27 protein-coding genes and 2 tRNA genes are annotated in these 26,998 nt (G+C 72.2%); 12 read left to right on the forward strand and 17 right to left on the reverse strand.

What is annotated here, in order from left to right; all coding sequences use genetic code 11:
• Window positions 1-53: 53 nt before the first annotated feature.
• The 4 genes from AC1QRC_RS14920 to AC1QRC_RS14935 all read right to left on the reverse strand — a co-directional run bounded on the left by AC1QRC_RS14920 (window position 54) and on the right by AC1QRC_RS14935 (window position 3,164).
• On the reverse strand, window positions 54-710 hold the full coding sequence (locus AC1QRC_RS14920) for an ATP-dependent Clp protease proteolytic subunit (RefSeq protein ID WP_484204061.1): 657 nt from the start codon (window positions 708-710) through the stop codon (window positions 54-56).
• A gap of 31 nt (window positions 711-741) precedes the next feature.
• Window positions 742-1,353 (reverse strand): ATP-dependent Clp protease proteolytic subunit, encoded by a 612-nt coding sequence (locus tag AC1QRC_RS14925; protein ID WP_484204062.1) that lies wholly within the window; start codon window positions 1,351-1,353, stop codon window positions 742-744.
• Between the two features lie 178 nt (window positions 1,354-1,531).
• Complete coding sequence (gene tig, locus AC1QRC_RS14930; RefSeq protein ID WP_484204063.1) at window positions 1,532-2,956, reverse strand: trigger factor; 1,425 nt, start codon at window positions 2,954-2,956, stop codon at window positions 1,532-1,534.
• A gap of 134 nt (window positions 2,957-3,090) precedes the next feature.
• Window positions 3,091-3,164, reverse strand: a tRNA-Pro gene (locus AC1QRC_RS14935).
• Between the two features lie 91 nt (window positions 3,165-3,255).
• On the opposite strand from AC1QRC_RS14935, the gene AC1QRC_RS14940 reads away from it, so the two are divergent.
• Window positions 3,256-3,329, forward strand: a tRNA-Gly gene (locus tag AC1QRC_RS14940).
• Window positions 3,330-3,335: 6 nt separating this feature from the next.
• On the opposite strand, the gene AC1QRC_RS14945 is transcribed toward AC1QRC_RS14940, so the two are convergent.
• Window positions 3,336-3,869, reverse strand: coding sequence for a peptidase (locus AC1QRC_RS14945; RefSeq protein WP_484204064.1), 534 nt, complete (start codon window positions 3,867-3,869; stop codon window positions 3,336-3,338).
• A 523-nt stretch (window positions 3,870-4,392) separates the two neighbouring features.
• Between AC1QRC_RS14945 and AC1QRC_RS14950 the strand changes: the two genes are divergently transcribed.
• The 3 genes from AC1QRC_RS14950 (at window position 4,393) to AC1QRC_RS14960 (ending at window position 5,840) form a co-directional block, all read left to right on the forward strand.
• On the forward strand, window positions 4,393-5,010 hold the full coding sequence (locus AC1QRC_RS14950; RefSeq protein ID WP_484204065.1) for an SIMPL domain-containing protein: 618 nt from the start codon (window positions 4,393-4,395) through the stop codon (window positions 5,008-5,010).
• A gap of 125 nt (window positions 5,011-5,135) precedes the next feature.
• Window positions 5,136-5,381, forward strand: coding sequence for an antitoxin (locus AC1QRC_RS14955; protein WP_484204066.1), 246 nt, complete (start codon window positions 5,136-5,138; stop codon window positions 5,379-5,381).
• A gap of 165 nt (window positions 5,382-5,546) precedes the next feature.
• Window positions 5,547-5,840, forward strand: a complete 294-nt coding sequence (locus AC1QRC_RS14960) for an antitoxin (protein WP_484204067.1) — start codon at window positions 5,547-5,549, stop codon at window positions 5,838-5,840.
• Between the two features lie 86 nt (window positions 5,841-5,926).
• On the opposite strand, the gene AC1QRC_RS14965 is transcribed toward AC1QRC_RS14960, so the two are convergent.
• Together AC1QRC_RS14965 and AC1QRC_RS14970 are read right to left on the reverse strand one after the other, a co-directional pair.
• Complete coding sequence (locus AC1QRC_RS14965) at window positions 5,927-6,394, reverse strand: ribose-5-phosphate isomerase (RefSeq protein WP_484204068.1); 468 nt, start codon at window positions 6,392-6,394, stop codon at window positions 5,927-5,929.
• A 9-nt stretch (window positions 6,395-6,403) separates the two neighbouring features.
• Window positions 6,404-7,048: a mycothiol-dependent nitroreductase Rv2466c family protein gene (locus tag AC1QRC_RS14970; RefSeq protein ID WP_484204069.1), complete on the reverse strand. Its 645-nt coding sequence runs from the start codon at window positions 7,046-7,048 to the stop codon at window positions 6,404-6,406.
• Between the two features lie 52 nt (window positions 7,049-7,100).
• On the opposite strand from AC1QRC_RS14970, the gene pepN reads away from it, so the two are divergent.
• Complete coding sequence (gene pepN, locus AC1QRC_RS14975) at window positions 7,101-9,671, forward strand: aminopeptidase N (protein ID WP_484204070.1); 2,571 nt, start codon at window positions 7,101-7,103, stop codon at window positions 9,669-9,671.
• Window positions 9,672-9,733: 62 nt separating this feature from the next.
• Here pepN and malQ read toward each other — a convergent pair whose 3' ends face one another.
• Entirely contained in the window at window positions 9,734-11,896 is a 2,163-nt protein-coding gene (gene malQ, locus AC1QRC_RS14980) for a 4-alpha-glucanotransferase (RefSeq protein ID WP_484204071.1), read from the reverse strand.
• A 30-nt stretch (window positions 11,897-11,926) separates the two neighbouring features.
• Here malQ and AC1QRC_RS14985 point away from each other — a divergent pair, with 30 nt between their 5' ends.
• On the forward strand, window positions 11,927-12,838 hold the full coding sequence (locus AC1QRC_RS14985) for a mechanosensitive ion channel family protein (protein WP_484204072.1): 912 nt from the start codon (window positions 11,927-11,929) through the stop codon (window positions 12,836-12,838).
• Here the strand turns inward: AC1QRC_RS14985 and AC1QRC_RS14990 are convergent.
• Both AC1QRC_RS14990 and AC1QRC_RS14995 read right to left on the reverse strand, forming a co-directional pair.
• A complete protein-coding gene (locus AC1QRC_RS14990) occupies window positions 12,805-14,046 on the reverse strand; it encodes an MFS transporter (RefSeq protein WP_484204073.1) in 1,242 nt (413 codons plus the stop codon). The two genes, AC1QRC_RS14985 and AC1QRC_RS14990, sit on opposite strands and share 34 nt — an antisense overlap.
• Window positions 14,039-14,677, reverse strand: a complete 639-nt coding sequence (locus AC1QRC_RS14995; protein ID WP_484204074.1) for an ArsR/SmtB family transcription factor — start codon at window positions 14,675-14,677, stop codon at window positions 14,039-14,041. Before AC1QRC_RS14995 ends, AC1QRC_RS14990 begins: the two co-directional genes overlap by 8 nt.
• Before the next feature lie 90 nt (window positions 14,678-14,767).
• On the opposite strand from AC1QRC_RS14995, the gene AC1QRC_RS15000 reads away from it, so the two are divergent.
• Window positions 14,768-15,169 (forward strand): globin, encoded by a 402-nt coding sequence (locus AC1QRC_RS15000; protein ID WP_484204075.1) that lies wholly within the window; start codon window positions 14,768-14,770, stop codon window positions 15,167-15,169.
• Between the two features lie 25 nt (window positions 15,170-15,194).
• Here the strand turns inward: AC1QRC_RS15000 and AC1QRC_RS15005 are convergent, their stop codons facing one another.
• Window positions 15,195-15,968, reverse strand: coding sequence for a TetR/AcrR family transcriptional regulator (locus tag AC1QRC_RS15005; RefSeq protein ID WP_484204076.1), 774 nt, complete (start codon window positions 15,966-15,968; stop codon window positions 15,195-15,197).
• Window positions 15,969-16,035: 67 nt separating this feature from the next.
• Between AC1QRC_RS15005 and AC1QRC_RS15010 the strand changes: the two genes are divergently transcribed.
• Genes AC1QRC_RS15010 through AC1QRC_RS15020 form a run of 3 tightly spaced genes read left to right on the forward strand, consistent with a single transcriptional unit; the run spans window position 16,036 to window position 19,618 of the window.
• Entirely contained in the window at window positions 16,036-16,983 is a 948-nt protein-coding gene (locus AC1QRC_RS15010; protein WP_484204077.1) for an ATP-binding cassette domain-containing protein, read from the forward strand.
• Window positions 16,980-17,798, forward strand: coding sequence for an ABC transporter permease (locus tag AC1QRC_RS15015; protein WP_484204078.1), 819 nt, complete (start codon window positions 16,980-16,982; stop codon window positions 17,796-17,798). Before AC1QRC_RS15010 ends, AC1QRC_RS15015 begins: the two co-directional genes overlap by 4 nt.
• 59 nt (window positions 17,799-17,857) lie before the next feature.
• On the forward strand, window positions 17,858-19,618 hold the full coding sequence (locus AC1QRC_RS15020) for a glycoside hydrolase family 13 protein (RefSeq protein WP_484204079.1): 1,761 nt from the start codon (window positions 17,858-17,860) through the stop codon (window positions 19,616-19,618).
• 39 nt (window positions 19,619-19,657) lie between these two features.
• Here AC1QRC_RS15020 and AC1QRC_RS15025 read toward each other — a convergent pair whose 3' ends face one another.
• From AC1QRC_RS15025 to AC1QRC_RS15040, 4 genes are all read right to left on the reverse strand, one after another.
• Complete coding sequence (locus AC1QRC_RS15025) at window positions 19,658-20,968, reverse strand: hemolysin family protein (protein ID WP_484204080.1); 1,311 nt, start codon at window positions 20,966-20,968, stop codon at window positions 19,658-19,660.
• A 40-nt stretch (window positions 20,969-21,008) separates the two neighbouring features.
• Complete coding sequence (locus tag AC1QRC_RS15030) at window positions 21,009-22,343, reverse strand: MFS transporter (protein WP_484204081.1); 1,335 nt, start codon at window positions 22,341-22,343, stop codon at window positions 21,009-21,011.
• Between the two features lie 99 nt (window positions 22,344-22,442).
• Entirely contained in the window at window positions 22,443-23,156 is a 714-nt protein-coding gene (locus AC1QRC_RS15035) for a DUF8185 domain-containing protein (protein ID WP_484204082.1), read from the reverse strand.
• Window positions 23,153-23,608 (reverse strand): acyl-CoA thioesterase, encoded by a 456-nt coding sequence (locus AC1QRC_RS15040; protein ID WP_484204083.1) that lies wholly within the window; start codon window positions 23,606-23,608, stop codon window positions 23,153-23,155. Before AC1QRC_RS15040 ends, AC1QRC_RS15035 begins: the two co-directional genes overlap by 4 nt.
• Window positions 23,609-23,673: 65 nt before the next feature.
• Between AC1QRC_RS15040 and AC1QRC_RS15045 the strand changes: the two genes are divergently transcribed.
• The gene (locus tag AC1QRC_RS15045) at window positions 23,674-24,609 is read left to right on the forward strand and encodes an acyl-CoA thioesterase (RefSeq protein WP_484204084.1); all 936 of its coding nucleotides are present in this window, start codon (window positions 23,674-23,676) and stop codon (window positions 24,607-24,609) included.
• Complete coding sequence (locus AC1QRC_RS15050) at window positions 24,606-25,391, forward strand: class I SAM-dependent methyltransferase (RefSeq protein WP_484204085.1); 786 nt, start codon at window positions 24,606-24,608, stop codon at window positions 25,389-25,391. Before AC1QRC_RS15045 ends, AC1QRC_RS15050 begins: the two co-directional genes overlap by 4 nt.
• A gap of 44 nt (window positions 25,392-25,435) precedes the next feature.
• On the opposite strand, the gene AC1QRC_RS15055 is transcribed toward AC1QRC_RS15050, so the two are convergent.
• Together AC1QRC_RS15055 and AC1QRC_RS15060 are read right to left on the reverse strand one after the other, a co-directional pair.
• Window positions 25,436-26,152, reverse strand: a complete 717-nt coding sequence (locus tag AC1QRC_RS15055) for a VOC family protein (protein WP_484204086.1) — start codon at window positions 26,150-26,152, stop codon at window positions 25,436-25,438.
• Window positions 26,153-26,162: 10 nt separating this feature from the next.
• On the reverse strand, window positions 26,163-26,993 hold the full coding sequence (locus AC1QRC_RS15060) for an LLM class flavin-dependent oxidoreductase (protein ID WP_484204087.1): 831 nt from the start codon (window positions 26,991-26,993) through the stop codon (window positions 26,163-26,165).
• Between the last annotated feature and the right edge of the window lie 5 nt (window positions 26,994-26,998).

Genomic DNA, 26,998 nt, shown 5'->3' on the forward strand with positions numbered 1-26,998 from the left:
ACGAAAGCGCCCCGCACAACACGTGCGGGGCGCCCTCGGCGACAGGGTTGCGCTCAGTCCTCCAGGGAGGCCTTGCGGGAGGTGAGCACCTCGTCGACCAGGCCGTACTCCTTGGCCTCGGCGGCCGTCAGGATCTTGTCGCGCTCGATGTCCTTGCGGACCTCCTCGACCGACTTGCCCGAGTGCTTGGCCCAGGTCTCCTCCAGCCAGGTGCGCATCCGCAGCACCTCGTTGGCCTGGATCTCGATGTCGGAGGCCTGGCCGTAGTCACCGCCGGCGAGGGCCGGCTGGTGGATCAGCACGCGGGCGTTGGGCAGCGCGAACCGCTTGCCCGGCGCCCCCGCGGCCAGCAGCACGGCCGCGGCGGAGGCCGCCTGGCCGACCACGAAGGTCTGCACGTCGGGGCGCACGAACTGCATGGTGTCGTAGATCGCGGCCAGGGCGGTGAACGAGCCGCCCGGGCTGTTGATGTACATCACGATGTCGCGGTCCGGGTCCTGGGACTCCAGCACGATCAGCTGGGCGATGATGTCGTCCGCCGACGCGTCGTCGACCTGCACCCCGAGGAAGATGATCCGGTCCTCGAAGAGCTTGGTGTAGGGGTCCTGGCGCCGGGTGCCGTAGGAGGTGCGCTCCTCGAACTGGGGCAGGATGTAGCGGCTCGCGGGCGCCTGGGGGGCCTGGCCGCCCACATACGGGAACTGAGTCATAGCGTGCTCTCTCTCGTCTCGTGTCCGGCGCTCAGGCCTTGGCCCCGGCGGCTGCGGAGCTCTCGTAGACGTGGTCCACGAAGCCGTACTCCTTGGCCTCCTGCGCGGTGAACCAGCGGTCCCGGTCGGAGTCCTGCTCGATCTGCTCGACCGACTGGCCGGTGTGCTCGGCGATCAGCCGGGCCATCTCCCGCTTGGTGTGCAGCATCTGCTCGGCCTGGATCTTGATGTCGCTGGCCGTGCCGCCGATCCCGCCGGAAGGCTGGTGCATCATTACCTTGGCGTGCGGCGTCGCGTAGCGCTTGCCGGGGGCGCCGGCCGACAGCAGGAACTGCCCCATCGAGGCGGCCAGGCCCATGGCCACGGTCGCGACGTCGTTGGGCACCCACTGCATGGTGTCGTAGATGGCCATGCCGGCGCTCACGGAGCCGCCCGGGGAGTTGATGTAGAGCCAGATGTCCTTCTCCGGGTCCTCGGCCGCCAGGAGCAGCAGCTGCGCGCAGATCGCGTTCGCGTTGTCGTCGCGCACGTCCGATCCCAGGAAGATGATCCGTTCCTTCAGGAGGCGGTTGTAGATCTGGTCGTCGAGCCCGCCGAGCGGACGCTCCCCGGCTGCGACGACACTGCGCTCGCTGTTGCTCACTGTTGCTCCATCTCCTCGCTGGTGGCCCGGTCGTGGGACCGCGGCCTTCGTCAGTGACCCTAACGTCCGCGCCACGCGCTCCACTCCCGCAGGGGGCGCCTGTTCGCCGTGAGCGCACAGACCGCCCGCTAGCACGGGGCTGACGGGCGGTCGGTATGCCGTGTGTCGGGGGCCGCGGTCACCCCTTCGCGGGCTCCTCGGTCGCCTCGGCGGACTCCGCCTCGGGCGCGTCCTCGACGTCTGCGGGGACGTCCTCGGAGTCCTCGGGGGCAGCCTCGGCGGCGGCCTCGGGGGCCTCGCCGTCGACCTCCGCACCCTCGATCTCGTCCTCGTCCTCGTCGCCATCGATCAGGTCGAGGTCGACCGCGTTGCCGTCGGTGTCGGTGACCGTGGCCAGCTCCAGGACGGAGGCCAGCGCCTTGCGGCGGCCCACCTCGCTGACCATCGACTCGACCTGGCCCTGCTGCTCCAGCGCCTGGGCGAACTGCTGCGGGTTCATGCCGTACTGCTGGGCGGCGGTCATCAGGTACTCGACCAGCTCCTGCTGGGAGACCTCGACCTCCTCCTTGGCGACCAGCGCGTCGAGGAGGAACTGGGTCTTCATCGCCTTCTGGGTGCTCTCGGTGACCTCGGCGCGGTGCTCGTCGTCCTCAAGGCGGCTCTCGTCCTCGAGGTGCTTGTGCACCTCGGCCTCGACGAGGTTCTCCGGCAGCGGGATCTCGGTGAGCTCCAGCATCGCCTCCAGCACCTTGTCGCGGGCAGCCAGGCCCTGCTCGAAGCGGGCGCCCTGCTCGGCCTGCTTGCGGACGTCAGCCTCCAGCTCCTCCATGGTGTCGAACTCGGAGGCGAGCTGGGCGAACTCGTCGTCCAGCTCGGGCAGCTGACGCTCCTTGAGCGACTGCAGGGTGACGGTGACGTCGGCGTCCTCACCGGCGTGGTCGCCCCCGGCCAGCGCCGCGACGAACTCGACGGTGTCGCCGGCCCGGTGGCCGACCAGGGCCTCGTCCAGGCCGGGCAGCATGGTGCCGGAGCCGATCTCGTAGGAGACGCCGGTGACCGAGTCGACCTCTTCGTCGCCGACCTTGGCCGACAGGTCGATGGAGGTGAAGTCGCCCTGCTGGGCCTCGCGGTCCACCCCGACGAGGGTGCCGAACCGGGCGCGGAGGGCGTCCATCCGGGTGGTCACGTCCTCCTCGGAGACCGTCAGCGGGTCGACCTCGACGGAGATGGTGGAGTAGTCCGGCAGCTCGAACTGCGGCACGACGTCCAGCTCGGCCTCGAACTTGAAGTCCTTGCCGTCCTCGACGGGCAGCTCGGTCATGTTGACCTCGGGCTGGCCGAGCGGGCGCAGCTCGTTCTCCTGGACCGCCTGGGTGTAGTACTCCGGCAGGGCGTCGTTGAGCGCCTCCTGCACGACGGCGCCGCGGCCGAACCGCTGGTCGATGATGCGGGCGGGCACCTTGCCCCGGCGGAACCCGGGGATGTTCACCTGCTGGGCGATCGTCTTGTAGGCCGCATCCATCCGGGGCTGCAGCTCGGCGGAGGGGACCTCCACGGTCAGCTTCACCCGGGTGGGGCTCAGGGTCTCAACGGCACTCTTCACTTGCAGGCACTCCAGAATCGGGTCGGGTCGGCTGGACGTCACAGGCGCCCGCCGCACGGCTTGGGGGCCGGCATGACCGGCCCGCGGACCGGCATGGGTCCGGCAGGCGCCCACAGATCAGTTCATGGTAACGGTCGGGGTAGCCGGATTCGAACCGGCGGCCTTCCGCTCCCAAAGCGGACGCGCTACCAAGCTGCGCCATACCCCGTCCCGCGGGCCCGTCCCCGGGGGGATTGGGCAAGTGCTGCGGACGGGCAGTACAGTAATGCCTCGCTGTGGCCACCAGCGTCAACGGCCCCGCGGGTGTAGCTCAATGGTAGAGCCCCAGTCTTCCAAACTGGCTACGCGAGTTCGATTCTCGTCACCCGCTCCACGCCTCTCAGGCGACCAGCAGCATCGACAGGGCTGCCGTGTCCACGTCGCCCTTGGGGTCCACCCCCGACCTGCTCGCCAACCGCGTGACGGTGCCCTCGCGATCCGCCTCGGCCCAGGCGGCCCGGTGGTCCAGACCGAGGGCCGGGACACCCGGCAGCAGGATGCACCCCGACGCCGTCTCGTACTCCGGCACGGAGCTCAGGGTGCTGCCGGGCGGGTGCAGCACCGCCAGGCCCGGCGGGGTGTGCTCGGCGAACTGCCCCGGGGCCAGCGGGTGCTCCCCCAGCAGTTGACCCTCGGCCAGCACCAGCCCGATCGCCTCAGCAGGCCCGTCCTCGGGCACCTCCTCCACCACCCGGAACACCGTGCTGCCCTGCGGCAGCATCCCGGGGACGGCGGCCATCTGCACGGCGAGGACCAGGAAGCGGGCCCACTCGACCGGGTCCTCCGGCCAGCGGCGCAACAGCAGGAATCCCGAGAGGCAGCCGTGCGTGTGCAACGGTGCCACCTCGACCGGTGGGAGCCGACGGTGCGTCATGACGACCTCCTGCCCGTGCCCGGAGGGCACCCTGTCCTTGTCAGGATGCCACGCCGGGCTTCGGCGATGGATGACATTCACACAACAATTTTCGTAGCGGTTCTGTCGTCCCCACACGTCTTTTCGTAGCGGTTCTGCTGCGGATCCCACGGTCTTTCCCTGGCGCTAACGCTCCCCCGCGGAGCCCCTGTCCCCAAGGTGTGGGGGCCGGGTGGGACCCGCCATGGGATCGTCGATGGCGTGACGCTCAGCCAGGGAGCCAGTCGCCTGGTGCCGGGGGCCGTGGCGCACCTGCGACCGGGTGGCCCGCTCGTGGTCGAGCTGTGAGTGCGGCGGTTGCGGCCCGGCGGCAGGTGACATCCCCGCTACTCCCGGCGTCGACAGCGGGCGCGGTACGGCTACGGCGCAGATCCACTACGAAAAGATGGGAACGCGCGACAAACCCGCTACGAAAATTGGTTGACCCGCTGCCCACGATCATCGCCCCTCAGTTCGGCGGCGCGGGACGGCATACGATCCCGTCATGACGGACACCATCGAGGTCACCGGCACCGGCCAGGCGACCGGCAGCCCCGACCTGGTCGTGCTGGACCTGCGCCTCCAGGCCGAGCGCGACACGGTCGCGGCGTCGCTGGCCGCGGTCGCCGAGGCGACCGCGGCGGTCCTGGAGCGTACGGCGGCCCACCGCTCCGGCACAGTCCCCCCACCTCGCACCCAGGGTCTGAACCTGCACACCCGCATGGACCGGGAGGGCCGGGAGGTGATCGGCTACACCGCGTCCCAGCAGCTGCGACTGACCCTGCCGGGCACCGACCTGGCCGGGGAGGTGATCACCGCGCTGTCCGAGGCAGCGGGCAACGCCCTGGGTATCGACAACCTCTCCCTCACGGTGGCGGACTCCAGCGCCCTCGTGGCACGCGCCCGGGAGTCGGCCTTCGCCGACGCGCTGGCGCGCGCCCAGCAGTATGCCGCACTCGCACAACGGGATCTGGGAACCGTCCGCGAGGTGCGCGATGTCCCGGACGCCGGCGGACCGGCCCCCAGGATGGCCCGGATGGCCCTCGACGGGGCCGCCATGCCGGTCCAGGGCGGTGAGCACACCGTGACGGCCACGGTGACGATCCGGTGGGAAATGGTCTGATCGGGGGCAAAAACCTGCCCTGACCGGCACGGTTCGACACCTCGCCCGTTGTGTGCAAGGTTGGAGATGTCAGGCCGACGTCACCGTCGGCGCGAACACACGAAGGGATACCTTTCATGGGGTTCATGGACAAGATCACCGGCGCAGCTGACGACCACAAGGACAAGGTCGGCGACGCCGTGGAGCAGCACAGCGACAAGATCGACCAGGGTGTCGAGCAGGGTTCCGACTTCGTCGACGACAAGACGGGCGGGAAGTACTCCGACCAGATCGACCAGGGCGGGGACAAGCTCCGTGAGGGCCTCGACGGCCTCGGGGGCGACGGCCAGGGCGGCGACGCCGGCCAGGGCGGGGCACCCCAGCAGGGCTGAGCCACACATCGCGACGGGCCCCGGTCACCACGACCGGGGCCCGTCGCCGTGTCCGGCCGGGGCTGCTCGACACGGGCGCCGGCTTCTCGACAAGTTACCGCTCGGTGTGCAAGGTTTGAGCGGTCAGGGCGGCGACGGACGTCGCCCGCGAACGCGGAGGAAACCATGGGGTTCATCGACAAGATCACCGGTGCCGCCGGGCAGCACAAGGACAAGCTCAGCGACGCGGTCGACCAGCACGCCGACAAGATCGACCAGGGGATCGAGAAGGCCAAGGACTTCATCGACGACAAGACCGGAGGCAAGTACTCCGACAAGCTCGACCAGGGCGGGGACAAGCTCCGGGAGGGCCTGGACAGCCTGGACGGCAAGTCCGACGACTTCGGCGCCGACGCGAAGCCCCAGACGGACGCCGCCAAGCCCCCGGCCGACACCACGAAGCCCGACACCCAGGGCTGAGCCGACACCACACCACGACAGCCCCCGGACCGTGTGGTCCGGGGGCTGTCTCGTGCGTGCGGTCGCGTGGGGTCAGGACACGCGGGTCAGGGCTGGGGCGGCAACGTCCCGTCGGCCTCGTAGGCGGCCATCATCGCGATCCGCCGCTGGTGCCGGTCGGCGCCGGAGAACTCGGTGGTCAGGAAGGTGGTGACCATCTCCCGCGCCTCCTCCACGCTGTTCATCCGCGCCCCGATGGACAACACCTGGGCGTCGTTGTGCTCCCGGGACAGCCGGGCCAGCTCGGCGTTGTGGGCCAGGGCGGCGCGCACCCCGGTGACCTTGTTGGCCGCGATCTGCTCACCGTTGCCGGAGCCGCCCAGCACGATCCCCCGTGAGCCGGGGTCGGCCGCGACGGCCTCCGCGGCCCGCAGGACGAAGACCGGGTAGTCGTCCAGCTCGTCGTAGTCGGTCGGTCCGTGGTCGACCACCTCGTGGCCCTGCGCCGAGAGCCAGGCCACCAGGTCCCGTTGCAGGTCGAAGGCCGCGTGGTCTCCGCCGATGTGAACGCGCATGCGGGCTCCTCAGCTGAAATCGGGGCTGGCGTCGCGGGTGCGCTTGAGCTCGTAGAAGCCCGGGGTGCCGGCGACCAGGACGCAGCCGTCCCAGAGCTTGCCCGCAGCCTCACCCTTGGGCGCCGGGGTGATCACCGGGCCGAAGAAGGAGACCCCGTTGACCGACACGACGGGCGTGCCCACGTCATCACCGACCAGGTCGATCGCCCGCTGGTGGCTGGCCCGCAGCTGCTCGTCGACCTCGTCGCTGTCGGCGTAGCGCGCCAGGTCGGCCGGCAGACCGGCCTCCTCAAGGGCCTCGGCCAGGATCGTCGGCAGGTCCTCGGTGCCGCGTCCCTCGTTGTGGATCCGGGTGCCGATGGCGTCGTAGAGGGCCTTGCGGGTGGTGTTCCCGCCGTCCTCGCCCGGGTGCTGCTCGGCGGCGGCGATGATCACCCGCACGGGGGCCCACGCCCGGACCATCAGGGCCGCGTAGTCCTCCGGCAGGTCCCGTCCCTCGTTGAGCACCGCGAGGCTCATCACCGACCAGGTGATGTCGAGGTCGCGCACCTGCGCGGCCTCCATCAGCCAGCGGGAGGTCATCCAGGCCCAGGGACAGGTCGGGTCGAACCACATCTCCGCGGTGGTCCCTGTCTGCGTCACGTCGGTCGTCATGACACCATCGTGGCATCCACCCGTCAGATCGTGTACGCCAGGAGGCGCCCACATGCCCGGAACGAACCTGACCCGCGACGAGGCTCGTCAGCGTTCGGAGCTCATCTCCGTCGAGTCGTATGCCGTGTCCCTGGACCTGACCTGTGGCCCGGAGACGTTCCGCAGCACGACGACGGTGCAGTTCTCGGCCACCGAGCAGGGGGTGGGTGCCGAGACGTTCATCGACCTGGTGGCCCCGTCCGTGGAGTCGATCGAGTTCAACGGGGAAGCGCTAGACCCGGCCGAGGTGTTCGCCGACTCCCGCCTCCGGCTGCCGGGGCTGCAGGAGCAGAACACCCTCACCGTGGACGCCACCTGCCGCTACATGAACACCGGTGAGGGACTGCACCGGTTCGTCGACCCGGCCGACGGGGAGGTCTACCTCTACACCCAGTTCGAGGTGCCGGACTCCCGTCGGGTGTTCGCGGTCTTCGAGCAGCCCGACCTGAAGGCGACGTTCCAGTTCACGGTGACCGCACCGGCCCACTGGCAGTTGATCTCCAACCAGCCCACGCCGGAGCCCACGGCAGCACCGGACGCGGCCAACGTCGACCAGGGGGCCGTCGCCCGCTGGGACTTCGAGGCCACACCCCGCATCTCGTCATACATCACCGCGCTGGTCGCCGGGCCCTACGACGTGGTCCGTGACTCGGTGCAGACGCGGGCCGGGGAGGTCCCGCTGGGCGTGTTCTGCCGCAAGTCGCTGCGACAGTACCTGGACGCGGACAACATCCTAGACTGCACCAAGCGGGGCTTCGCCTTCTTCGAGGAGGAGTTCGACCAGCCCTACCCGTTCGCCAAGTACGACCAGGTGTTCACGCCGGAGTACAACATGGGCGCGATGGAGAACGCCGGGTGCGTGACCATCGTGGAGAGCTACGTGTTCCGGGGCAAGGTCACCGAGGCGATCATCGAGCGGCGGGCGCTGACCATCCTGCACGAGTTGGCGCACATGTGGTTCGGCGACCTGGTGACCATGCAGTGGTGGGACGACCTGTGGCTGAACGAGTCGTTCGCCGAGTGGGCCTCGACCACCTGCCAGGCGGAGGCGACCCAGTGGCAGGAGGCGTGGACCACGTTCGCGACCTCGGAGAAGGCGTGGGCCTACCGGCAGGACCAGCTGTCCTCGACGCACCCGATCGCGGCCGACATGGTGGACCTGGCCGCCGTCGAGGTCAACTTCGACGGCATCACCTATGCCAAGGGCGCCTCGGTGCTCAAGCAGTTGGTGGCCTACGTCGGGAGGGAGCCGTTCCGGGACGGGCTGCGGGCCTACTTCGCCCGGCACGCCTGGGGCAACACCACCCTGGCCGACCTGCTCACCGAGCTGGAGGCCACCTCGGGCCGGGACCTGCACTCCTGGTCGCGACTGTGGCTGGAGACCGCCGGGGTCAACACGTTGCGGCCCGTGCTGGACGTCGAGGACGGGGAGATCCGGGCGGCGGCGATCGAGCAGAGCGCGCCGGCCGAGCACGCCGTGCTGCGCCCGCACCGGCTGGCCCTGGGGTGCTACGTGCTGCAGGGTGACAGCCTGGTCCGGACCAGCCGGATCGAGCTGGACATCGAGGGTCCCCGCACCGAGGTGCCGCAGCTGGTGGGCACCCGGATGCCGGACCTGCTGCTGGTCAACGACGACGACCTCGCCTACGCCAAGGTCCGCCTCGACGAGCAGTCGCTGGCCACCGCCCTGTCGCGGCCGCGGGCGCTGACCGAGTCGCTGCCCCGCGCGCTCGTGCTGGGCGCCGCGTGGGACATGACCCGCGACGGGGAACTGCCCGCCTCGGCCTATGTCCGCCTGATCGCCGGGGTGCTCCCGGTCGAGACCGACTCCAACCTGCTCAAGGTCGCGCTGCAGCAGGTCAGCACCGCCGCGCTGAGCTACACCTCCCCCGCGAACCGGGCCCACGTCGTGGCAGAGCTGACGGCCGCCCTCCGCGCCGCCGCCGAGGGGGCCGCCGGTGGGAGCGACGCCCAGTTGCAGCTGGTCACCGCGTGGGCCTCCTTCGCCTCCTCACCCGGGGACGTCGCCGCCGTGCGCGACCTGCTCGAGGGACGGCGCAGCCTCGACGGCCTGTCCGTCGACCAGGACATGCGCTGGACGCTGCTCACCTCGCTGGCCACCGCCGGTGCCGCCGACGAGGCGGAGATCGCCGCCGAGCAGGAGCGGGACTTCACCGCCACCGGCCGGGAGAACGCCGCCCGCGCCCGCGCCGCACGTCCCACCCCGGCGGCCAAGGCACAGGCCTGGGAGGAAGCGGTCGTCTCCGACGGCCTGCCCAACTCGGTCCTCGGGTCGACCGCCCTGGGCTTCGGCCGGGCCCACGACCCGGAGTTGTTGCGCCCCTACGTGCAGCGCTTCCACGACGAGATCGCCTCGGTCTGGGACACCCGCACCCACGCCATCGCCGAGTCGCTGGCCCGCGGCTTCTACCCCGCGGCCCTGGCCGACCCGGAGCTGCTCAGCGCGACCCAGTCCTGGCTGGACACCCACCCCGACGCCCCCTCCGGCCTGCGCCGCACGATCGCCGAGAACCGCGACGGCATCGCCCGCGCCGTCGCCGCCCAGGCTGCCGACGACGCCTGACGGGCGCCCGAAGCGGACCGGACCTGCCAGCCGTACGCCGTGTGCCGGCTCCGCGGCGACGGTCAGCTGCGGCGGCGGGAGACCGTGCCGGCCACGCGACGCGCCGACCGGCGGGTGACCAGCTCGTCGAGGAACTCCAGCTCGCCGTCGGGCCCGGCCAGGGGCACCCGCCAGTTGGGGTACTCCTCGTCGGTGCCGGGCTGGTTGATGGTGCGCCGGTCCTGGGCCAGGTCCGACACGGACACCCCGACCAGCAGCGCCGGGGTCCAGGTGAGGAACCGGTGCAGCGCCTCGATCTGCTCGGGCACCCCGGCCCCCTCCCGCAGCAGACCCCGGTCGCGCAGCAGCGCCAGGACCTCCTCGCGGGCGGCCTCGTCCTCGGCGGTCTCGACCGCCACGTCCCGGGTCAGCAGCCCCAGCGACTCCCGCACCCGGATGTGTTCCCCGGTCAGGTAGCCGGCCGTCGGGGGCAGGTCGTGCGTGGTGACGGTGGCCAGGCACAGTTCCCGATAGCGCTCGGGAGCCAGCGGACCGTCCTCGTCCCGCTCGAACCACAGGATCGAGGTGCCCAGCACCCCACGGTCCCGCAGGTAGTCCCGCACCCACGGCTCGACGGTGCCCAGGTCCTCGCCGATCACGACGGCGCCGACCCGGTGCGCCTCCAGCATCAGGATGCCGACCAGGGCGTCATGGTCGAACCGCACGTACGTCCCCTCGTGGGCCGCCAAGCCCTCCGGGATCCACCAGAGGCGGAACAGCCCGATGATGTGGTCCACCCGCAGCCCGCCGGCGTCCCGCAGCGCGGCCCGCACCATGTCGCGATACGGCGCGTAGCCCAGCTCGGCCAACCGGTCCGGACGCCACGGCGGTTGGCTCCAGTCCTGCCCGCGTTGGTTGTACTGATCCGGCGGCGCGCCCACGGTGACACCGCGGGCCAGGGCGTCACCGAGCGCCCAGGTGTCGGCACCGTCGGGGTGCACCCCCACGGCCAAGTCGTGCACCACGCCCAGCAGCATGCCGGTCTCCCGCAGGTCGCGCTGGACCGCGCCGAGCTGCTCGGCCAGCACCCACTGCAGCCAGCACTGGAACTCCACCTCGCCGGACAGCTCCTCCCGCGCGGCGGTCACCGCCTCGGAGCGGGGGTCCTGCAGCTCGGTCGGCCAGTCCCGCCAGACGGTCCCGTGCACCGTGACCAGGGCGGCCCAGGTCGCGAAGTCCACCAGGCCCTGCCCCTCCCGCTCACAGAAGGACCGGAAGGCGCGTTCCCGCCGGAGCGAGCGCCGCTGCCGGAAGACCAGACGCAGCGCCGCTTCCTTCAGCGCCCACACGGCGTCGCGCTCCAGGGAGTCGACCTCCAGGTAACGGCGCGCGTCGTCGCCGTGCCACTCGACCAGCTGTCGCTCCGCGGCGGACAGGTAGCCCACCTCGGGGACGTCCTCGACCCGGATGTAGAGCGGGTTGACGAAGCGGCGGGTGGTCGGCAGGTAGGGCGAGGGCTCCATGGGGGCCACCGGCTCGGCGGCGTGCAGCGGGTTCACCAGCACGAAGTCGGCGCCCTGCCCCGCGGCCCACGCCCCGGCGTCGGCGAGGTCGCCCAGGTCGCCGGTCCCCCACGAACGGCGCGACCGCATCGCGTACAGCTGCGTCATCAGACCCCACCGCTGCGCCTCCTCACCGGGCTCGGCGGCCGGGGGCCGCAGCCGGGCCGGCGTCAGCACGAGCGGCATCCGGTGCGTGCCGAAGGTCCCGTCGACGACCACCTCGTGCCACCCCAGGGGCACCTCGGCGGGGATCCGGAGCATGGCCTCCCCCACCGTCGTCCCGGCGACCTGGCGCGGCGGCACCAGGTGCTCGGCCAGCCCCAGGTCGAAGGTCTCCCCCGTCTCCAGGCGCAACCGCGCGGCATACCGTCCACCCTCCGGCACGTGCACCGGCACCCGATGGTCCCGCCCGGCCACGAGCACCATCACCGGCGGCAGCACCCTGGCCCATTCCTGCTCCCCCAGCGCAGCCAGCGAGGCCCGCACCTCCTCGTCGTCACCGGCCGGCACCCCCAGCGCGGCCAGCACGGTGCGGATCGTGTGCTCGCCCACCACGGTGTGGTTGCCCTGCCAGTCCCAGAACTCGGTGGCCACGCCGTGGGCATGGGCCAGCTCGGTCAGCTCGGCAGCGAGGTTCTCGGGCACGCGGGTCGCCTTCCGGGACAGGTGGGTGGTGCGGGGCACAGTCTGTCACCGACCGCGCACGCTGCGACAATGACCCGTATGCCGTTCCGCACCTGGGAAGAATTCGGCGCCTGGCTGCTGGGCCCGCCGCTGCGCATCGTCCTCATCCTGCTCATCGCCGTCGTCATCCGGTGGCTGATCTTCCGGGCGATCCGCACCGTCGAGCAGAACGCCCTGGAGCGGGTCGACGAGCACCGGGTCAGCAGGGTCGACCAGGTGTGGGCGGGGGTCACCGGCACCGACCTGGAGCGCCGGCGGCAACGCACCCTGACCCTGGGGTCGTTGCTGCGCAGCATCACCACGTTCATCATCTTCGGGATCGCACTGCTGACGATCCTGGCCGAGCTCGGGGTGCCGCTCGGCCCGATGCTGGCGTCCGCGGGCGTCGGCGGGGTCGCCCTGGGGTTCGGCGCCCAGTCGCTGGTCAAGGACTTCCTCTCGGGCATCTTCATGATCGTGGAGGACCAGTACGGCGTGGGCGACGTGATCGACACCGGCGAGGCGGTCGGCACCGTCGAGGAGGTCGGCCTGCGGGTCACCCGGCTGCGGGACGCCCAGGGCGTGGTGTGGTTCATCCGCAACGGCGAGGTGATCCGGGTCGGCAACCAGAGCCAGGGCTGGGCCGTGCTCGGCGTCGACGTCCCCGTCGCGGCGACCACCGACCCGGCCGTGGCCCTGCCGGTGCTGCGCCGGGTCAGTGAGGAGATGTATGCCGAGGAGGAGTGGGCGGAGCAGCTCATGGAACCGCCGTCGGTCGCCGGCGTGGAGTCCGTGGCGGCGGGGACCATGACGTTGCGGGTCTTCGTGAAGACCCGGCCCGGCCAGCAGTGGGCGACCTCCCGGGCGCTGCGGGAACGGGCCGTGGCGGCGCTGAAGGCGGAGGGGGTCCGGGAGCCGGGCTACGGCCTCTACGGACCGCCCGGCCCGCCCCCCACCTCCTGACCGCGGCGCGGCATCAGGAGCAGTGCGGCCAGCACCCCGAGGGCCGTGGCGAGCACCAGCAGCCGGTAGTCCAGCAGCGCCAGGACCGCGGCGCCCCCGAGGGTGAAGAGGGTCTGCGGCAGGTTCATCGCCAGGTTGGTCGCGGCGGCGGTGCGCCCTTGCAGCCGGGCCGGGGTCTGCCGCTGGCGCAGCGTCACGAAGGCCACGACGGCCCAGGTCACCGAGGCCCCCACGAGCGCCAGCCCAACCACGACGGCCGGCAGGCTGGTCCCGACCATGGGCGCCATCCCCACCGCGAGCCCGAGCATGCCCAGGCCCACGACCCGGGTCTCGCCCCACCGACCGATCGCCCAGGCCGCCGTGAGACCGGCCAGGACCGCACCGATCCCCTGGATGCTCACCAGCGGCCCCAGGGCCGAGGCCGGCAGTCCCAGCCCCTGCTCGATCACCGGGAAGGCGGCGACGTTGACCAGGCCGGTGGCGCCGAATCCGACGGCGATCACCAGGGTCAGCCGCCCCAGCGGCCAGCTGCCCGCCAGGTGGCGGAAGCCGGCCGTGAGCTCCTGCCAGTAGCTGCCGCGGTCCACCGCGGTCTCCACCGGCGACTCGACGACCCGCACCGCGAGGAGCAGCGCGGCCGCCACGGCGAAGCAGCCGGCCGTCAGCCCGACGACCGCCCAGGGGCCGACGGCGGCGTAGAGCGCCGCGCCCAGGAGCGGGGAGACCAGGCGCAGCGACTGGTCGATCGAGGACAGCAGCCCGTTGCCGGAGGCCAGGTGCTCGTCGGGCAGCAGGTCGCGCAGCAGCCCCGACTGGGCCGAGGCGGTCAGGTACCCGACCGTCGCGTAGGCCAGCACCACGGCATACACCAGCCACACCCAGGAGGCGGAGTCGACGAGGAAGAGCAGACAGACCAGGGCGGCGATGCCGACGTTGGCGGTGGCCATCAGCCGCCGCCGCGACACCCGGTCGACCAGCTGACCCAGGAACGGGGCGAGCAGCGAGGGCACGCCGAGCATCGCGAAGACCAGGGCGGCCTGGCTGTCGGAGCCGGTGAGCTCCTTGACCCAGACGGCGGCCATCAGGAACAGCGCGCTGTCGGCGAGGTTGGTGAACACCCAGGCGCCGGTGAGCATCCGGAAGCCCGGGTGCTGCCAGGCCAGCGGCATCCGGCGGCGGGCCGGCGGCGGGGCCACGGTCTCACTCATCGCCGTCTCCTCCGGTCTCATCGCCGTCGCCCACCGGCGCGGTGTCGCCCAGCGGGTCGGGGTTGACGACGCCGAAGACCCGCCCCTGCCGGGCGCCGGCCGGGCGCTGCGAGGGGTCCGCGGAGCGGCCGCCGAAGCGGGCGACCAGGTCGCGCAGGTCCTGACTGAACTGCGCCATCTCCTCCGCGGTGGCCCAGAACGAGGACGAGGTCACCGTCGAGGCCTGCACCCACGCGTCCTCCTCGCGCTCCAGCCCCGCCAGGTAACGCCGGATCCGCTCCCCCTCGCGCAGCACCTGCAGCGCCGCGACCTGCCCCACGGCGGTGTAGGACCCGGGTTGGTCCGGGGCCGGCCGCAGGTCGTAGCCCGCGCCGTAGACCAGCCGCCAGGGCTTCTCCCGGCCTCGCCGCTCGGCACGCTCGATGAAGCCGTACTTCTCCAGCATCCGCAGGTGGAAGGAACAGCTGGCGACCGACTCCCCGAGGTGTGCGGCGCACTCGGTCGCGGTGGCGGTGTCCGCGTCCCCGAGGTAGTCCAACAGGTCCAGGCGCACGGGGTGCGCGAGCGCGCGGATCCGCTCGGCGTCGCTGATCCGCAGGTCGTCCGGGCCCGGTGGGGGTTGCTGTGTCATGGCTCGAGAGTAGATCCTAAAGACTTCTTGCGCAAGTGTTCTTTAGTATGCCGTGCGCGTGCCCGTCGGGTCCTTTGAGACACTGGCCCGGTGACTGAGCAGAGCGTTCCCGAGGAGCCGACGTACTACGAGCGGGTCGGTGGCCACGAGACCTTCGTCAAGCTGGTCCGCGAGTTCTACAAGGGGGTGGCCGACGACCCACCGCTGCGCGCGCTCTACCCCGAGGAGGACCTGGGCCCGGCCGAGGACCGGCTGCGGATGTTCCTGGAGCAGTACTGGGGCGGGCCGAAGACCTACTCCGAGACGCGCGGGCACCCGCGCCTGCGGATGCGCCACTTCCCGTTCAAGGTCACCCCGACCCAGCGGGACCGCTGGTTGCACCACATGAGCGCCGCCATCGACACCCTCGACCTGGCGCCGATGGACGAGGAGTTGATGCGCGGCTACATGGCCCACGCCGCGCACTTCATGGTCAACGCCGAGGACGACTGACCGCGCCCGGGCCGGGGACCGCGCCCTAGTCGGCGTCCGGCGGGGTGGACTCCTGACGGGCCGCCACCCGGGCGGCCAGCCCGTCCAGCAGCAGGTCCAGCCCGAACTCGTACTCGAGGTCGACCCCGGCCTCCTCCTCCAGGACCGGGCCCCCGACGTAGGAGCCGGAGAGGAACAGGTCGGCCGCGTAGGGCAGCTTCTCCCTGGTGATGACCTCCCCCAGCTCGGCCATCGCCTCGGGGCCGAACTCCAGGTCCTCCTGACCGGCCAGGTCCCGCTCCAGCAGCGCGAACGAGGCGACGTAGGAGCTGACCACCAGGATCATCCCGATCCGCTCCTCGTCGGCGAGCGGCAGCTCCCGGACCGCCTCCAGGCCACGGTCCACGATCTCCATCGAGGCCGGCATCAGCACGGACGTCGGGCCGCGCGTGACATCGAGCACCCACGGGTGGTCGCGGTACATCTGCCGCAGCGAGCCGACCCATTCCCGCAGGCTCGTCCGCCAGTCCTCCCCCGCCGGCGGACGCGGCGGCAGCAGCCACTCGGCCCCAATCATCAGGAGCAGCAGCTCCTCCTTGTTGGCCACGTAGCGGTACAGCGACATCGTGGTGAAGCCGAGCGACTCGGCCAGACGCGCCATGGTGAGCGCCGCCAGACCCTGCTCGTCGGCGATCTCCACCGCCCGCTGCACGATCCTCTCGTGGGTCAGTCCCCGGCTGGGCCCCCGCTGCGGGGCCGCCTGCAGACCCCACCCGATCGCGACCGCGCGCGGCACCCCGGTGTCCGTTGTGTCAGCCATGGGCCCACTCTAGGGCGCGGGAACTAAAACTGTGTACCTCATCTACTGTGTATGTCATACTCTGTCTATGCGACACACAGAAGCCCCCGTGATCGAGATCGACTCGGTCTCCAAGCGGTACGGGTCGACCCCCGTGCTCACCGACCTCACCCTCACCCTGGGGCCCGGCATCCACGCGCTGCTGGGTCCCAACGGCGCCGGCAAGACCACCCTCGTCAACATCCTCACCACGCTCGTGCCCCAGGACTCCGGGACGGTCCGGATCCTGGGCCGTGACATCACCCGCGACGCGGCCCAGGTGCGCCGGCGGATCAGCGTCACCGGCCAGTTCGCCGCCGTCGACGAGGTGCTCACCGGCGCCGAGAACCTGGTGATGATGGGGCGACTGCTCGGCCTGCCCCGGCGGGCGGCCCGCGGACGGGCACGGACCCTGCTGGAGCGGTTCGACCTCACGGGGGCCGCCGACCGCAGGGTCGCCACCTATTCCGGCGGCATGCGGCGCCGTCTCGACCTCGCGGTGAGCCTCCTCTGGCCGCCGGAGGTGCTCTTCCTGGATGAGCCGACGACGGGTTTGGACACGCGCAGCCGGCTGGCCCTGTGGGACCAGATCCGGGAGCTGGCGGCCGAGGGGACGACGGTGTTCCTCACCACCCAGTACCTCGAGGAGGCCGACCAGCTGGCCCAGGAGATCGCCGTGCTGGACGGGGGCCGCATCGTGGCGCAGGGCAGCGCGGCCCACCTCAAGGGTCTGGTCGGCGGCCGGGTGGTCCGGGTCGTGGGCCCGGACGGCGCAGTGGACCGCGAGGTCCCGACGGACGGCACGGCGGCGGACCTGGCCCGGATCGGCGCGGAGGTGGCCGCCACCGGTCCCGAACTGCGGGTGGAGCTGCACCAGCCCACGCTGGACGACGCCTTCCTCAGGTTGACCGGGCACCGGGCGGACGGTTCCGCGGAACCGTCCGCCACGGGCACCGACCCTGCGGGAGCACTGACCGGGGCGGGGGCGGGCCGATGAGCACGACGACGCCCACCCTGCCCCGCGGCCTGACACCCCCGGGCGGACCAGCCCCCGGCTCGGGGGCGGTGACGGCCTCCCGGATCTTCATCGGCCGGGCCACCCGGCACAGCCTGCGCGACGTCGAGGCGCTGCTCATGGCGGTCATCCTGCCGGTGATGATGATGCTGATGTTCACCTACGTCTTCGGCGGCGCGATCGCCCCGACCGGGGACTACCTGGACTACGTCGTGCCGGGCATCGTGCTCACCTGCGCCGGGTTCGGTGCGTCGGCCACCGCGGTCGGCGTCAGCCACGACATGACCACCGGCACCATCAACCGGCTGCGGACCATGCCGCTGCCCAGCGCGACCGTGCTGGTCGGTCACACCGTCGCGAGCCTGGCCCGCAACCTGCTCGCCACCGCGGTGGTGCTGCTGGTCGCCGTCGCCATCGGCTTCCGGCCCGACGCCGGGGCGGTCCAGTGGCTCGCCGCGGTCGCGCTGCTGGCGTGCTACATCCTGGCCATCACCGCCGTGTTCGCGATGCTCGGGCTGGTGGCCCACTCCCCCGAGGCCGCCAACGGGTACGGCTTCATCCTGTTGTTCCTGCCCTACGTCTCCAGTGCCTTCGTGCCGGTCGAGACGATGCCGGGCTGGTTGCAGAGTTTCGCCGGGCACCAGCCGATCACCCCCGTCGTGGAGGCGACCCGCGCCCTCCTGGCAGGGGCTTCCCCGGGCGGCGACGCCCTCCTTGCGCTGGCCTGGTGCGCCGGGATCATCGCGCTCGCCGTCGCCCTCACGGCATACCTGTTTCCGCGTCGGGTGGCCCGCTGACCGGGCGGGCGCGGCGGCCGATTTCGGGTCGGCGCCGCGCTCGCCCACAATGGTCCACCGTGACCCTCTCGCCCTCCCCCGACAGCACCGTCCACGCCCCCGAGTCGCACCAGGCGCCCTGGTGGCGCCACGCGGTGATCTACCAGATCTATCCCCGGTCCTGGGCCGACTCCGACGGCGACGGGGTGGGCGACCTGCCGGGCATCACCGCCCGGCTGCCCTACCTGCGCGACCTCGGGGTCGACGCGGTCTGGCTCTCCCCGTTCTACGTCTCGCCGATGGCCGACGCCGGCTACGACGTCGCCGACTACCAGGACGTCGACCCGCTGTTCGGCACGCTGGGCGACGCCGATGCGCTCATCACCACCGCGCACGGGCTCGGCATCCGGGTGATCGTGGACCTGGTGCCCAACCACACCTCCGACGAGCACGAGTGGTTCCGGACCGCGCTGGCCGCGGAGCCGGGGAGCCCCGAGCGGGGCCGCTACCTCTTCCGGGACGGTCGCGGCGCCGACGGAGACCTGCCGCCGAACAACTGGCAGTCCGTCTTCGGCGGCCCGGCGTGGACCCGGGTGACAGAGCCGGACGGGACCCCCGGCCAGTGGTATCTGCACCTGTTCGACCCCAAGCAGCCGGACCTGGACTGGGGCAACCGGGAGGTGCACGACATGTTCCTGGACGTCCTCCGGTTCTGGCTGGACCGGGGCGTCGACGGCTTCCGGGTCGACGTCGCCCACGGGCTGGTCAAGGCCGAGGGGCTGCCGGACTGGACCGAGCGGACGGGCATGCTCGGCAGCACCGAGGCCTCGCTCGCCGAGGGTGGCGACGTGCCGGCCGCCGAGGCCACCGATCCGGCCGCCAGGGCCCCGATGTGGGACCAGGACGGCGTGCACGAGATCTACCGCGAGTGGCGCACGCTGCTCGACAGCTACAACCCCGAGGGATCGCCGCAGCGCGACCGGATCCTGTGTGCCGAGGCCTGGGTAGAGCCGGTCGAGCGGGCCGTCGCCTACACCCGACCCGACGAGATGCACCAGGCGTTCAACTTCGGCTTCCTGGAGAGCCCCTGGACCGCACCCGCGGTGCGCGCCGTCATCACCGACTCGCTGCAGGCCGCCGACCTGGTCGGGGCTCCGAGCACGTGGGTGCTGTCCAACCATGACGTCGTCCGGCACGCCAGCCGGCTCGGGATGCCGGTCGGCGAGCGCCGCCCCAACGGGATCGGTGCGGACGACCCGCAGCCCAACGCGGTGCTCGGGCTGCGGCGGGCCCGGGCCGCCACCGCGCTGATGCTGGGGCTGCCGGGCTCCGCCTACCTCTACCAGGGTGAGGAGCTCGGCCTGCCGGACCACACCGCGCTGCCCGACCACGTGCGCCAGGACCCCACGTGGGAGCGCTCCGGCCACACCGAGCGGGGCCGTGACGGCTGCCGGGTGCCGGTGCCCTGGGAAGGCGGCCACACGGCATACGGCTTTGGCGACTCCTGGGACACCTGGCTGCCGCAGCCGGAGATCTACGGTGCGCTCGCGGCGGACCGGCAGGCAGGCGTCTCCGGGTCCACGCTGGAGCTGTACCGCCGGATGCTCGGGCTGCGCCGCGAGTTCGACCTCGGGGTCGGCGGGCTGACCTGGCTGCCCGGCTACGGGGAGGACGTGGTGGCGTTCCGCAACGCCGACCAGGACGGCCGCGCGGTCACGGTGCTGGCCAACCTCGGCGCCGAGCCGGTGCCGCTGCCGGAGGGTGCGGAGGTGCTGGTGAGCAGCGCCCCACTGACCGGCGACGCGGTCCCGACCGACGTCACCGTCTGGTTGCGCTGCTGACCCGACGCGCCCTGCTGCCGCGGCGGCAGGGCGATGCGCTCAGTCGGCGTCGTCCTCCTCGTCCGGCAGCGCGGTGATCCGCAACCGGTCGATCCGCATCCCCTGGACCGCCAGCACCTCCAGTTGCAGCCCGGCGACCGTGACCGCGTCGCCGACCTCGGCCAGCCGGCCGAGCTGCTCGAGCACCAGGCCGCCGGCGGTGTCGTAGTTCTCGTTGTGCAGGTCGGCCCCGGTGAGCTCCTCGAGCTCCTCGATGTTGAGGGAGGCGTCCACCACCAGGCTCTGGCCGTGCCGGAGCGTGGCGTCCTCGGGGTCGGTGCCGGCGTCGTACTCGTCATAGATCTCACCGACCACCTCCTCGACGAGATCCTCCATGGTGACGATGCCGTCGGTGCCGCCGTGCTCGTCGACCACGAGCACGATCTGTTGCTTCTCCGCCCGCATCCGGGCCAGCGCGGGCAGCACGTGGATGCTGCCGGGCAGCGGCAGGATCTGCCGGGTCACGTCGCGCACCCGGGTGCCGTCCCGCTCCTCGAAGGGCACCGCCATCAGGTCGCGGATGTGCAGGAAGCCCAGCACGTCGTCGACGTTGCGGCCGGTCACCGGGAAGCGGGAGTGGCTGGAGTCGATGACCTGGTCGTAGGCCTCCGTCACCGACAGGTCCCCCTCCAGGAACTCCACGTCCGGGCGCGGCCGCATCACCCGGTTCAGCGCCCGGTCGCTGGCCCGGAAAACGTCGGTCAGGATCCGGCGGTGGTAGGGGCGCAGCCCCTGGTGACCCTCGATCAGGTCGCGCACCTCCTCCGGCGTCATCTCCTCCTCCCGCGCCGCGGGGTCGCCGCCGAGCAGCCGCACCACGAAGTTGGTGGACACCGACAGCAACCAGATGACCGGGCGCACCGCCCGCGAGAACAGGTTCAGCGGCGGGCCCAGCACCTTGGTGAACGCGATGTTGCGCTGCATCGCCAGCCGCTTGGGCACCAGCTCCCCGAGCACCAGGGACAGGTAGGCGATGAGCAACGTCATGACCACCAGGGCCAGGGTGTCGGCGATCCCGTCGGGGACGCCCCAGGACCGCAGGATCGGCACCAGGTCGGGGGCGATGGTCGACCCGCCGTATGCCGAGGAGAAGAATCCCGCGACCGTCACCCCGATCTGCACGGCCGAGAGGAACTGGTTCGGGTTGCGGACCAGCTTGCCGATCCGCTCGCCCCGCTCCCCACCGGCCTCGATCTTGCGCACCTGACCCTCGCGCAGGGTCACGATCGCCATCTCGGTCCCCGCGAAGATCCCGCCGATCAGCACGAAGAGCAGGACCAGGAGGAGGTTGACCACTGTGTCGGTGTCCACGAGGGGACGCTACCTGGTCCGGCCAGCGAGCCGGTGGGGGTCAGGCCGGGTCGGGCCGCTCGGTCTCCTCGTCGGCCGCCCCCTCGTCGGCTGGCTCAGTCGAGTCGGCCAGGGCATCCATCGGTCGGGGCAGGTCGCGCATCCCCGCGAGCGGGGAGAACAGCACCGGGAGGACCGACACGCCGCAGAGGCCGACGCCGATCCAGATCGCCGGCAGGATCCCCAGCCACTCCCCGAGGACGCCGCCGACGAACGCACCGACCGGGATCGGGCCCCAGACCAGGAATCGTATCGAGGCGTTCATCCGGCCCAGCAGGGGCTTGGGGCACAGTCGCTGCCGGAAGCTGACCTGGGTGATGTTGTAGACGACCACCGCCCAGGACGCGAGGAACCCGCCGGCGATCAGGACCGGCACCGGCGGCAACACGCTCGCGAGCGGGGTGCTCAGCGCCGCGAGGGCGAACAGGATCGCCGACACCGGGATGGCCCGGCCCTCCCCCACCAGCTGGGCGAACCGGGTGGTCGACACGGCGGCCAGCAGCCCACCCACGGCCGCCGCGGAGAACACCAGACCCAGGGTGGTCTCGCTGAGGGCGAGGGTGCGCAGCACGTAGAGCACGAACAGGGCGTCGACAGCCGCGTTGGCGAAGTTGGAGATGCCGGTGCACATGGTGATCCGGACCAGCAGCTGGTGGTGCCGCACGAAGTCCAGGCCCTCGGCGATCTCGCGCACCAGCGGTCGCCGGGAGGCCCGGTCGCGGCGGGGCTCCTCGTGCCGCACCCGGCTCACGAAGAGCGAGGACAGCCCCATACACACGGCGGTCACCGCCACGGTGACCGGCGAGCCCACCCAGCGGATCAGGCCGGCTGCCAGCGCCGGGCCGACCACGCTCGCGGTCTGCTGGCTGGCCTGCAGCTTGGCGTTGCCCTCAGAGATCTGGTCGCTGTCGACAATCTCGGGCAGGTAGGACTGGTTGGCGACGTCGAAGAACACCGTGATGCACCCGGTCGCGAACGCCACGACATACATCTGCCCCAGGGTGAGCACGTCCAGGAACCAGGCGGCCGTCAAGGTGAGCAGCAGCACCGCGCGCGTCAGGTCGCCCCAGATGATGATCCGCTTCTTGCGCCAGCGGTCCACCCACGCGCCGGCCGGCAACCCGATGAGCAGGAATGCCAGCATCTGCACCGTCCCCAGCAGGCCCATCTCGAAGGCGCTGGCCTCCAGCAGCTGCACCGCCATGACCGGGATGGCCAGGCCGACGAGCTGCATGCCGAAGACGGAGACCGTGTCACCCAGCCAGATCTGTCGGAAGTCGTGGTGCCTCCAGAGGCTGGGCCTGCGTGGTGCGCCGGACGTCGGGGAGGGCTCCACGCCGACCATCGTGGGCCACGGCCTGCGGCCGAGCAAGCGGTTTCCCGGGCGACACCTGTGCGGCGCCACACCATGGTCGGGTCAGCGTGGTGAGCCGGGTCAGCGGGTCAGGACGTGGCCATGGCGAGTGCTGACCCGGGCCCAGGGGCCGCTGCGCCACACGGTGGCGACCTCGCGGGGGCGTCCGAACCCGAGGGCGTAGGCGGCCAGGCCGACCCCGGCGGGCAGGTCCGGGCGGGTGGGGAGCGCGGCCGACCAGACCCGTTCGCGCAGCCGGGCGACGGCGTGACCGCCGGCGGCGTCGGGCGTCCCCTCCGCGATGTCGCGGATGCCGTCCTCGGCCACCGACAGCAGGGTGTCGACCGCGACCTGCCCGTCCTGGGTCCAACCGCTGCGCGGCGGGGTGAGCGCGGTCCAGGGCTCGTGCAGCGTGGTGGGCGGCACGGCGAGCCGGGTCCCCACGTCACCGGTGGCGGTGCGGCGGGCCAGGCGGTCGGTGACGCCGCCCAGCGGCACGGTGACGTCCAGGTCCTGCTCCGTCTCGCCCGCGAGCGGCATCACCCGCAGGCCCAGCACCACGCCCTGACCCAGCACGCCGCGGCCCTGCAGGATGCACACCCAGGCCGCCAGCACCGCGCCGCTGGCCTGCAACCGGACCGCCCCATCGGACTGCAGCGTCCGGGCCCGACCGACGTAGGTGCCCAGGTCGTGCAGGCTCTCCACGTCGGCGAAGTCCAGCACCCGGCCGGCAGCCACGTCAGCGGGACCGTCACCGGCCGGCGGGCCCCCGCCCACCGGCGGCTGCCCGCTCACCGGCGACGCTCCCGCTTGTGGCTGCGCAACGGCAACGGCTCCCCCAGGATCCCCTGCAGCGCGGTCCGCTCGTGCTCACCCAGCCGGCGCGGGCGCTGCGCGGCCAGGTCGTAGGTGACCAACGTGGACTCCGCGTGCGCGTAGGTGACGTCGGAGTCCTGCTGGCGCACGACATACGCGATGTCGAAGGAGGCGGCCTTCAACTCGCAGCACCACATCTCGATGGCGCAGGGCTGGTAGCTGAACGGCATCTGGGCCAGGTAGTCGATCTCCGTGCGCGCGACCAGCACGCCCTCCTCCAACAACGAGCGGTCCTGGCCGAACCACTCCTGGAAGGCATAGACCCGCGCCTCCTCCAGGTAGCGCAGGTACTGCACGTTGTTCACGTGCCCGTAGGCGTCCATGTCGGACCACCGGATGGGCACCTCGATGACGGTGGTGCGAACTGGCATGAGGACCATCCTGTCAGGGTCTCCCGGGGCCTGCCCGGCGGGCGGGGTGCACTACAGTCCTGCGGGTGAGCGCATCGTTGGAGGACCCGGTCGACGACCTGCTGGAGACGCTGGACCTGACCTATGAGGGCGCCACGACGGTCCGGGTCTCCTCGACCGCGGGGGTGGTCGAGGACCTGCGGGACTCCGAGGGCGAGGTGTTTGTCGGGCGCAGCCAGCCGATGCCCACGGGCCGGGTGTTCGGCGGTCAGGTGCTGGCCCAGTGCGTCGTCGCGGCGGGACGCACCGTCGCCGAGGTCGACGAGGACGGGCCGCGGCCGATCCACTCCCTGCACGGCTACTTCCTGCGCCCCGGGGACGCCAACAAGCCGATCCGCTTCCTGGTGGACCGGATGCGTGATGGCGGGTCGTTCTCGGCGCGCCGGGTTCACGCGGTGCAGGAGGGGCGGATCCTGTTGTCGATGATCGCCTCCTTCCAGGAGGTGGCCGACGGGCTGGAGCACCAGGTGCCGGCCCCGGACGTCCCGGGACCTGACGGCCTGCCCTCCGACGCCGAGCTGCTCTCCGGCATCGACCACCCGGCAGCCCAGCACGCCGCCCGGCGGGCGGTCGAGCTGCGGCACGTGGACACCCCGCTCTACCTGGGCCCGGACCCGGACCCCCGCGTCGGCCAGTCCGTGTGGCTGCGGGTGCCTCGTTCCATGCCCGACGACCCGCTGCTGCACAGTGCGGTCCTGGCCTACGCCTCCGACTACAGCCTGCTCGAGCCGGTGCTGCGCCGGCACGGCATCACCTGGGGCGACCCGCGGCTGCGGATCGCCAGCCTGGACCACGCCATGTGGTTCCACCGGCCCGGGCGCGCCGACGACTGGATCCTCTACACCCAGGAGACGCCGTCCGCCGAGGGCGGGCGCGGCATGGGGCAGGGGCACATGTTCGCCCAGGACGGCACACTGCTGGCGACCGTCGGCCAGGAGGGCATGGTCCGCCTCAAGCAGTGAGCACCCCGGAGGAATTGCTGGCCGCCTGGCGGGCCGAGGAGCGGGACCAACCCGAGGGATGGGACTTCGCCGGGCTCGCCGGCCGGCTCACCGAGCCGCCACTGCCCTGGGACTTCACCGCGCAGTGCCGGGAGCACCTGCGGGAAGCGACCGCGGTGCTCGACATGGGCACCGGCGGCGGGGAGCACCTGCTGCGCCTGCGCGACGCACTCCCGGCCGACACCACGGCGACCGAGGGCTGGGGACCCAACGTCCCGGTGGCGCGGGAGGCCCTGGCCCCCCTCGACATACCGGTCGTGGGGTTCGGGCAGCCCGACGACGACCCGCGGCCCGCCCCGATGCCCTTCCCGGACGGTCGGTTCGACCTGGTGCTGAACCGGCACGAGTCCTACCACCCGGACGAGGTGGCCCGGGTGCTGCGCCCCGGCGGACAGTTCCTGACCCAGCAGGTCGGCGGCGAGGAGTTCGGCGAGGTGCGGGACGCGCTGGCGCACCCGGCCCGCCTGCCGCACGTCCGGTTCGACGTGTTCCGGGATGCTCTCGCCGACGCCGGGCTGGAGGTGGTCGACGGTGCCGAGTCGGTCGACCACTACCGGTTCGCCGACGTCGCGGCCCTGGTCGCCTACCTGCAGCTCGTCCCGTGGGACGCCCCGGACGACTTCACCGTGGACCGGTATGCCGACGCGCTGCTCGGGCTGCACGCGGCGGGGCCGCAGCGTGGTGAGCCCCTCCTGGTCACCCGCACCCGGTTCTGGCTGCTGGCCCGCAGGCCGGCCACCTGACCGGGGCATGCGGGCCCGGCCCGGCCTCGATCAGGGCCGCGTGGTCACGCGTCGCCGAGCACGCAGAACTCGTTGCCGGAGGTGTCGTGCATGACGACCCACGGCTGGCCCTGCGCCCAGTCCTCACTCGACCGCCGGGCGCCCAGGGACAGCGCGATCTCCACGAGCTCGGCCTGGCCGGGGCCGCCCGCCTCGGGTCGCACGTCCAGGTGGGTGCGGTTCTGCCGCACCCTGGGCTCCGGCTCGGGGCACAACTCCAGCAGGGGCCCGGTCAGGCTGGGGTGCCGGAGGGTGACCGGGGCCAGCCCCTCGGCCTGCACCCACCCGGTGAGCGCGGCGTAGAGCCGGGCATCCCGCTCCGGGTCGGCGCTGTCCAGCGGCAGCGCCGCGATCGGCCCGGTGTCGCGGTAGGCCGCCCGCTCCTCCATGACGCAGAAGGCGTTGCCGTCGGGGTCGGCCAGGACCACCCAGGGCACGTCGCCCTGGCCGATGTCGACCCGGCTCGCCCCGAGGCCGATCAGCCGGTCCACGACCTCGAGCTGCGCCGGGCCGCCCAGCAGGTCCAGGTGCAGCCGCCACCCCGGCGGCGGGGGCTCGGCCACCCGCTCGATGCACACGTCGAGGAAGAACTCCCCCAGCTCCATCCGCCCCTCGTAGAGCTCATCCGTCGAGGAGCCCGTGTCCAGCCCGAGCGCCCCCGCCCAGAACTCGCCGGTCCGCTCCGGGTCGCGTGCCTGCATGACGATGTTCTCGAGGCGCATGACAGCCAGCCTAGGTGCGGGCGGCCCGCGCGAGCGTCTGAATAAACGCCGTCACCCGGTCCCCCGAGGCGGGCGGCCCGTCCACGCCCCCGGCGAGGACGGCCACCCGGTGCACCCCGGCGCTGGCCAGCGCGCCGATCTGCTCGGCGAGAGCCCCGGCGGAGACGTCGTCGGGGGTGGGCAGGAAGGCCACCACCTCGGGGCGGCCGTCCCGGCCCGCCTCCACCCGGGCAGCCGTCACCGCACCGATGGCCTCGGTCACCCGGGCCGGGTCGACGACGCCGCGCGGCGCCGCGTCGTCCAGGATCACGCCGTCACCCAGGGCCCCCGCCACGGCCAGGGTCCTCGGACCGCGACCTCCGACCAGCAGGGGCGGCACCACCACGGGCGGGAAGCGCAGCCGCACGGCGTCGAGCACGACATACCGCCCCCGCGTGGTGACCTCCTCACCGCGCAGCAACTCCCGGACGGCGCCGAGCTGCTCGCGGAGCAGGGTGACAGGTGAGGCGACCCGCCCACCGATCTGCGCCATCCAGTCCTGCACCCCGTGCCCCATGCCGGGCAGGAAGCGGCCCGGGAACATAGCCGCGAGCGTGGCGATCTCCATCGCCGTGAGCGAGGGCACCCGCAACGGTGTGGGGAGCAGTCCGATGCCCACCCGCAGCCTGTCGGTGGCGGCCAGGATCGCGGCGGCGGGGGCGATGCCGCTGGCGGCGAAACAGTCCTCCCAGAGCCAGATCTCCTCCAGGCCTGCGGCCTCGGCGGCACGGGCCGCATCGAGCATCAGGTCCGGTGGTTGCTCGGCGGGCTGGATCAGGGCGACGACGGGCTCGCGTGACATGCGCA

This window comes from Ornithinicoccus sp., from assembly GCF_057176825.1.

Excerpts from the sequence above, each read along its gene's own strand:
- AC1QRC_RS14920 (WP_484204061.1), bottom strand. The coding sequence starts at position 710 with ATGACTCAGTTCCCGTATGTGGGCGGCCAGGCCCCCCAGGCGCCCGCG.
- AC1QRC_RS14945 (WP_484204064.1), bottom strand. The coding sequence starts at position 3,869 with ATGACGCACCGTCGGCTCCCACCGGTCGAGGTGGCACCGTTGCACACG.
- AC1QRC_RS14950 (WP_484204065.1), top strand. The coding sequence starts at position 4,393 with ATGACGGACACCATCGAGGTCACCGGCACCGGCCAGGCGACCGGCAGC.
- AC1QRC_RS14955 (WP_484204066.1), top strand. The coding sequence starts at position 5,136 with ATGGACAAGATCACCGGCGCAGCTGACGACCACAAGGACAAGGTCGGC.
- AC1QRC_RS14960 (WP_484204067.1), top strand. The coding sequence starts at position 5,547 with ATGGGGTTCATCGACAAGATCACCGGTGCCGCCGGGCAGCACAAGGAC.
- AC1QRC_RS14965 (WP_484204068.1), bottom strand. The coding sequence starts at position 6,394 with ATGCGCGTTCACATCGGCGGAGACCACGCGGCCTTCGACCTGCAACGG.
- AC1QRC_RS14970 (WP_484204069.1), bottom strand. The coding sequence starts at position 7,048 with ATGACGACCGACGTGACGCAGACAGGGACCACCGCGGAGATGTGGTTC.
- pepN (WP_484204070.1), top strand. The coding sequence starts at position 7,101 with ATGCCCGGAACGAACCTGACCCGCGACGAGGCTCGTCAGCGTTCGGAG.
- AC1QRC_RS14985 (WP_484204072.1), top strand. The coding sequence starts at position 11,927 with ATGACCCGTATGCCGTTCCGCACCTGGGAAGAATTCGGCGCCTGGCTG.
- AC1QRC_RS14990 (WP_484204073.1), bottom strand. The coding sequence starts at position 14,046 with ATGAGTGAGACCGTGGCCCCGCCGCCGGCCCGCCGCCGGATGCCGCTG.
- AC1QRC_RS14995 (WP_484204074.1), bottom strand. The coding sequence starts at position 14,677 with ATGACACAGCAACCCCCACCGGGCCCGGACGACCTGCGGATCAGCGAC.
- AC1QRC_RS15005 (WP_484204076.1), bottom strand. The coding sequence starts at position 15,968 with ATGGCTGACACAACGGACACCGGGGTGCCGCGCGCGGTCGCGATCGGG.
- AC1QRC_RS15010 (WP_484204077.1), top strand. The coding sequence starts at position 16,036 with ATGCGACACACAGAAGCCCCCGTGATCGAGATCGACTCGGTCTCCAAG.
- AC1QRC_RS15015 (WP_484204078.1), top strand. The coding sequence starts at position 16,980 with ATGAGCACGACGACGCCCACCCTGCCCCGCGGCCTGACACCCCCGGGC.
- AC1QRC_RS15040 (WP_484204083.1), bottom strand. The coding sequence starts at position 23,608 with ATGCCAGTTCGCACCACCGTCATCGAGGTGCCCATCCGGTGGTCCGAC.
- AC1QRC_RS15055 (WP_484204086.1), bottom strand. The coding sequence starts at position 26,152 with ATGCGCCTCGAGAACATCGTCATGCAGGCACGCGACCCGGAGCGGACC.
- AC1QRC_RS15060 (WP_484204087.1), bottom strand. The coding sequence starts at position 26,993 with ATGTCACGCGAGCCCGTCGTCGCCCTGATCCAGCCCGCCGAGCAACCA.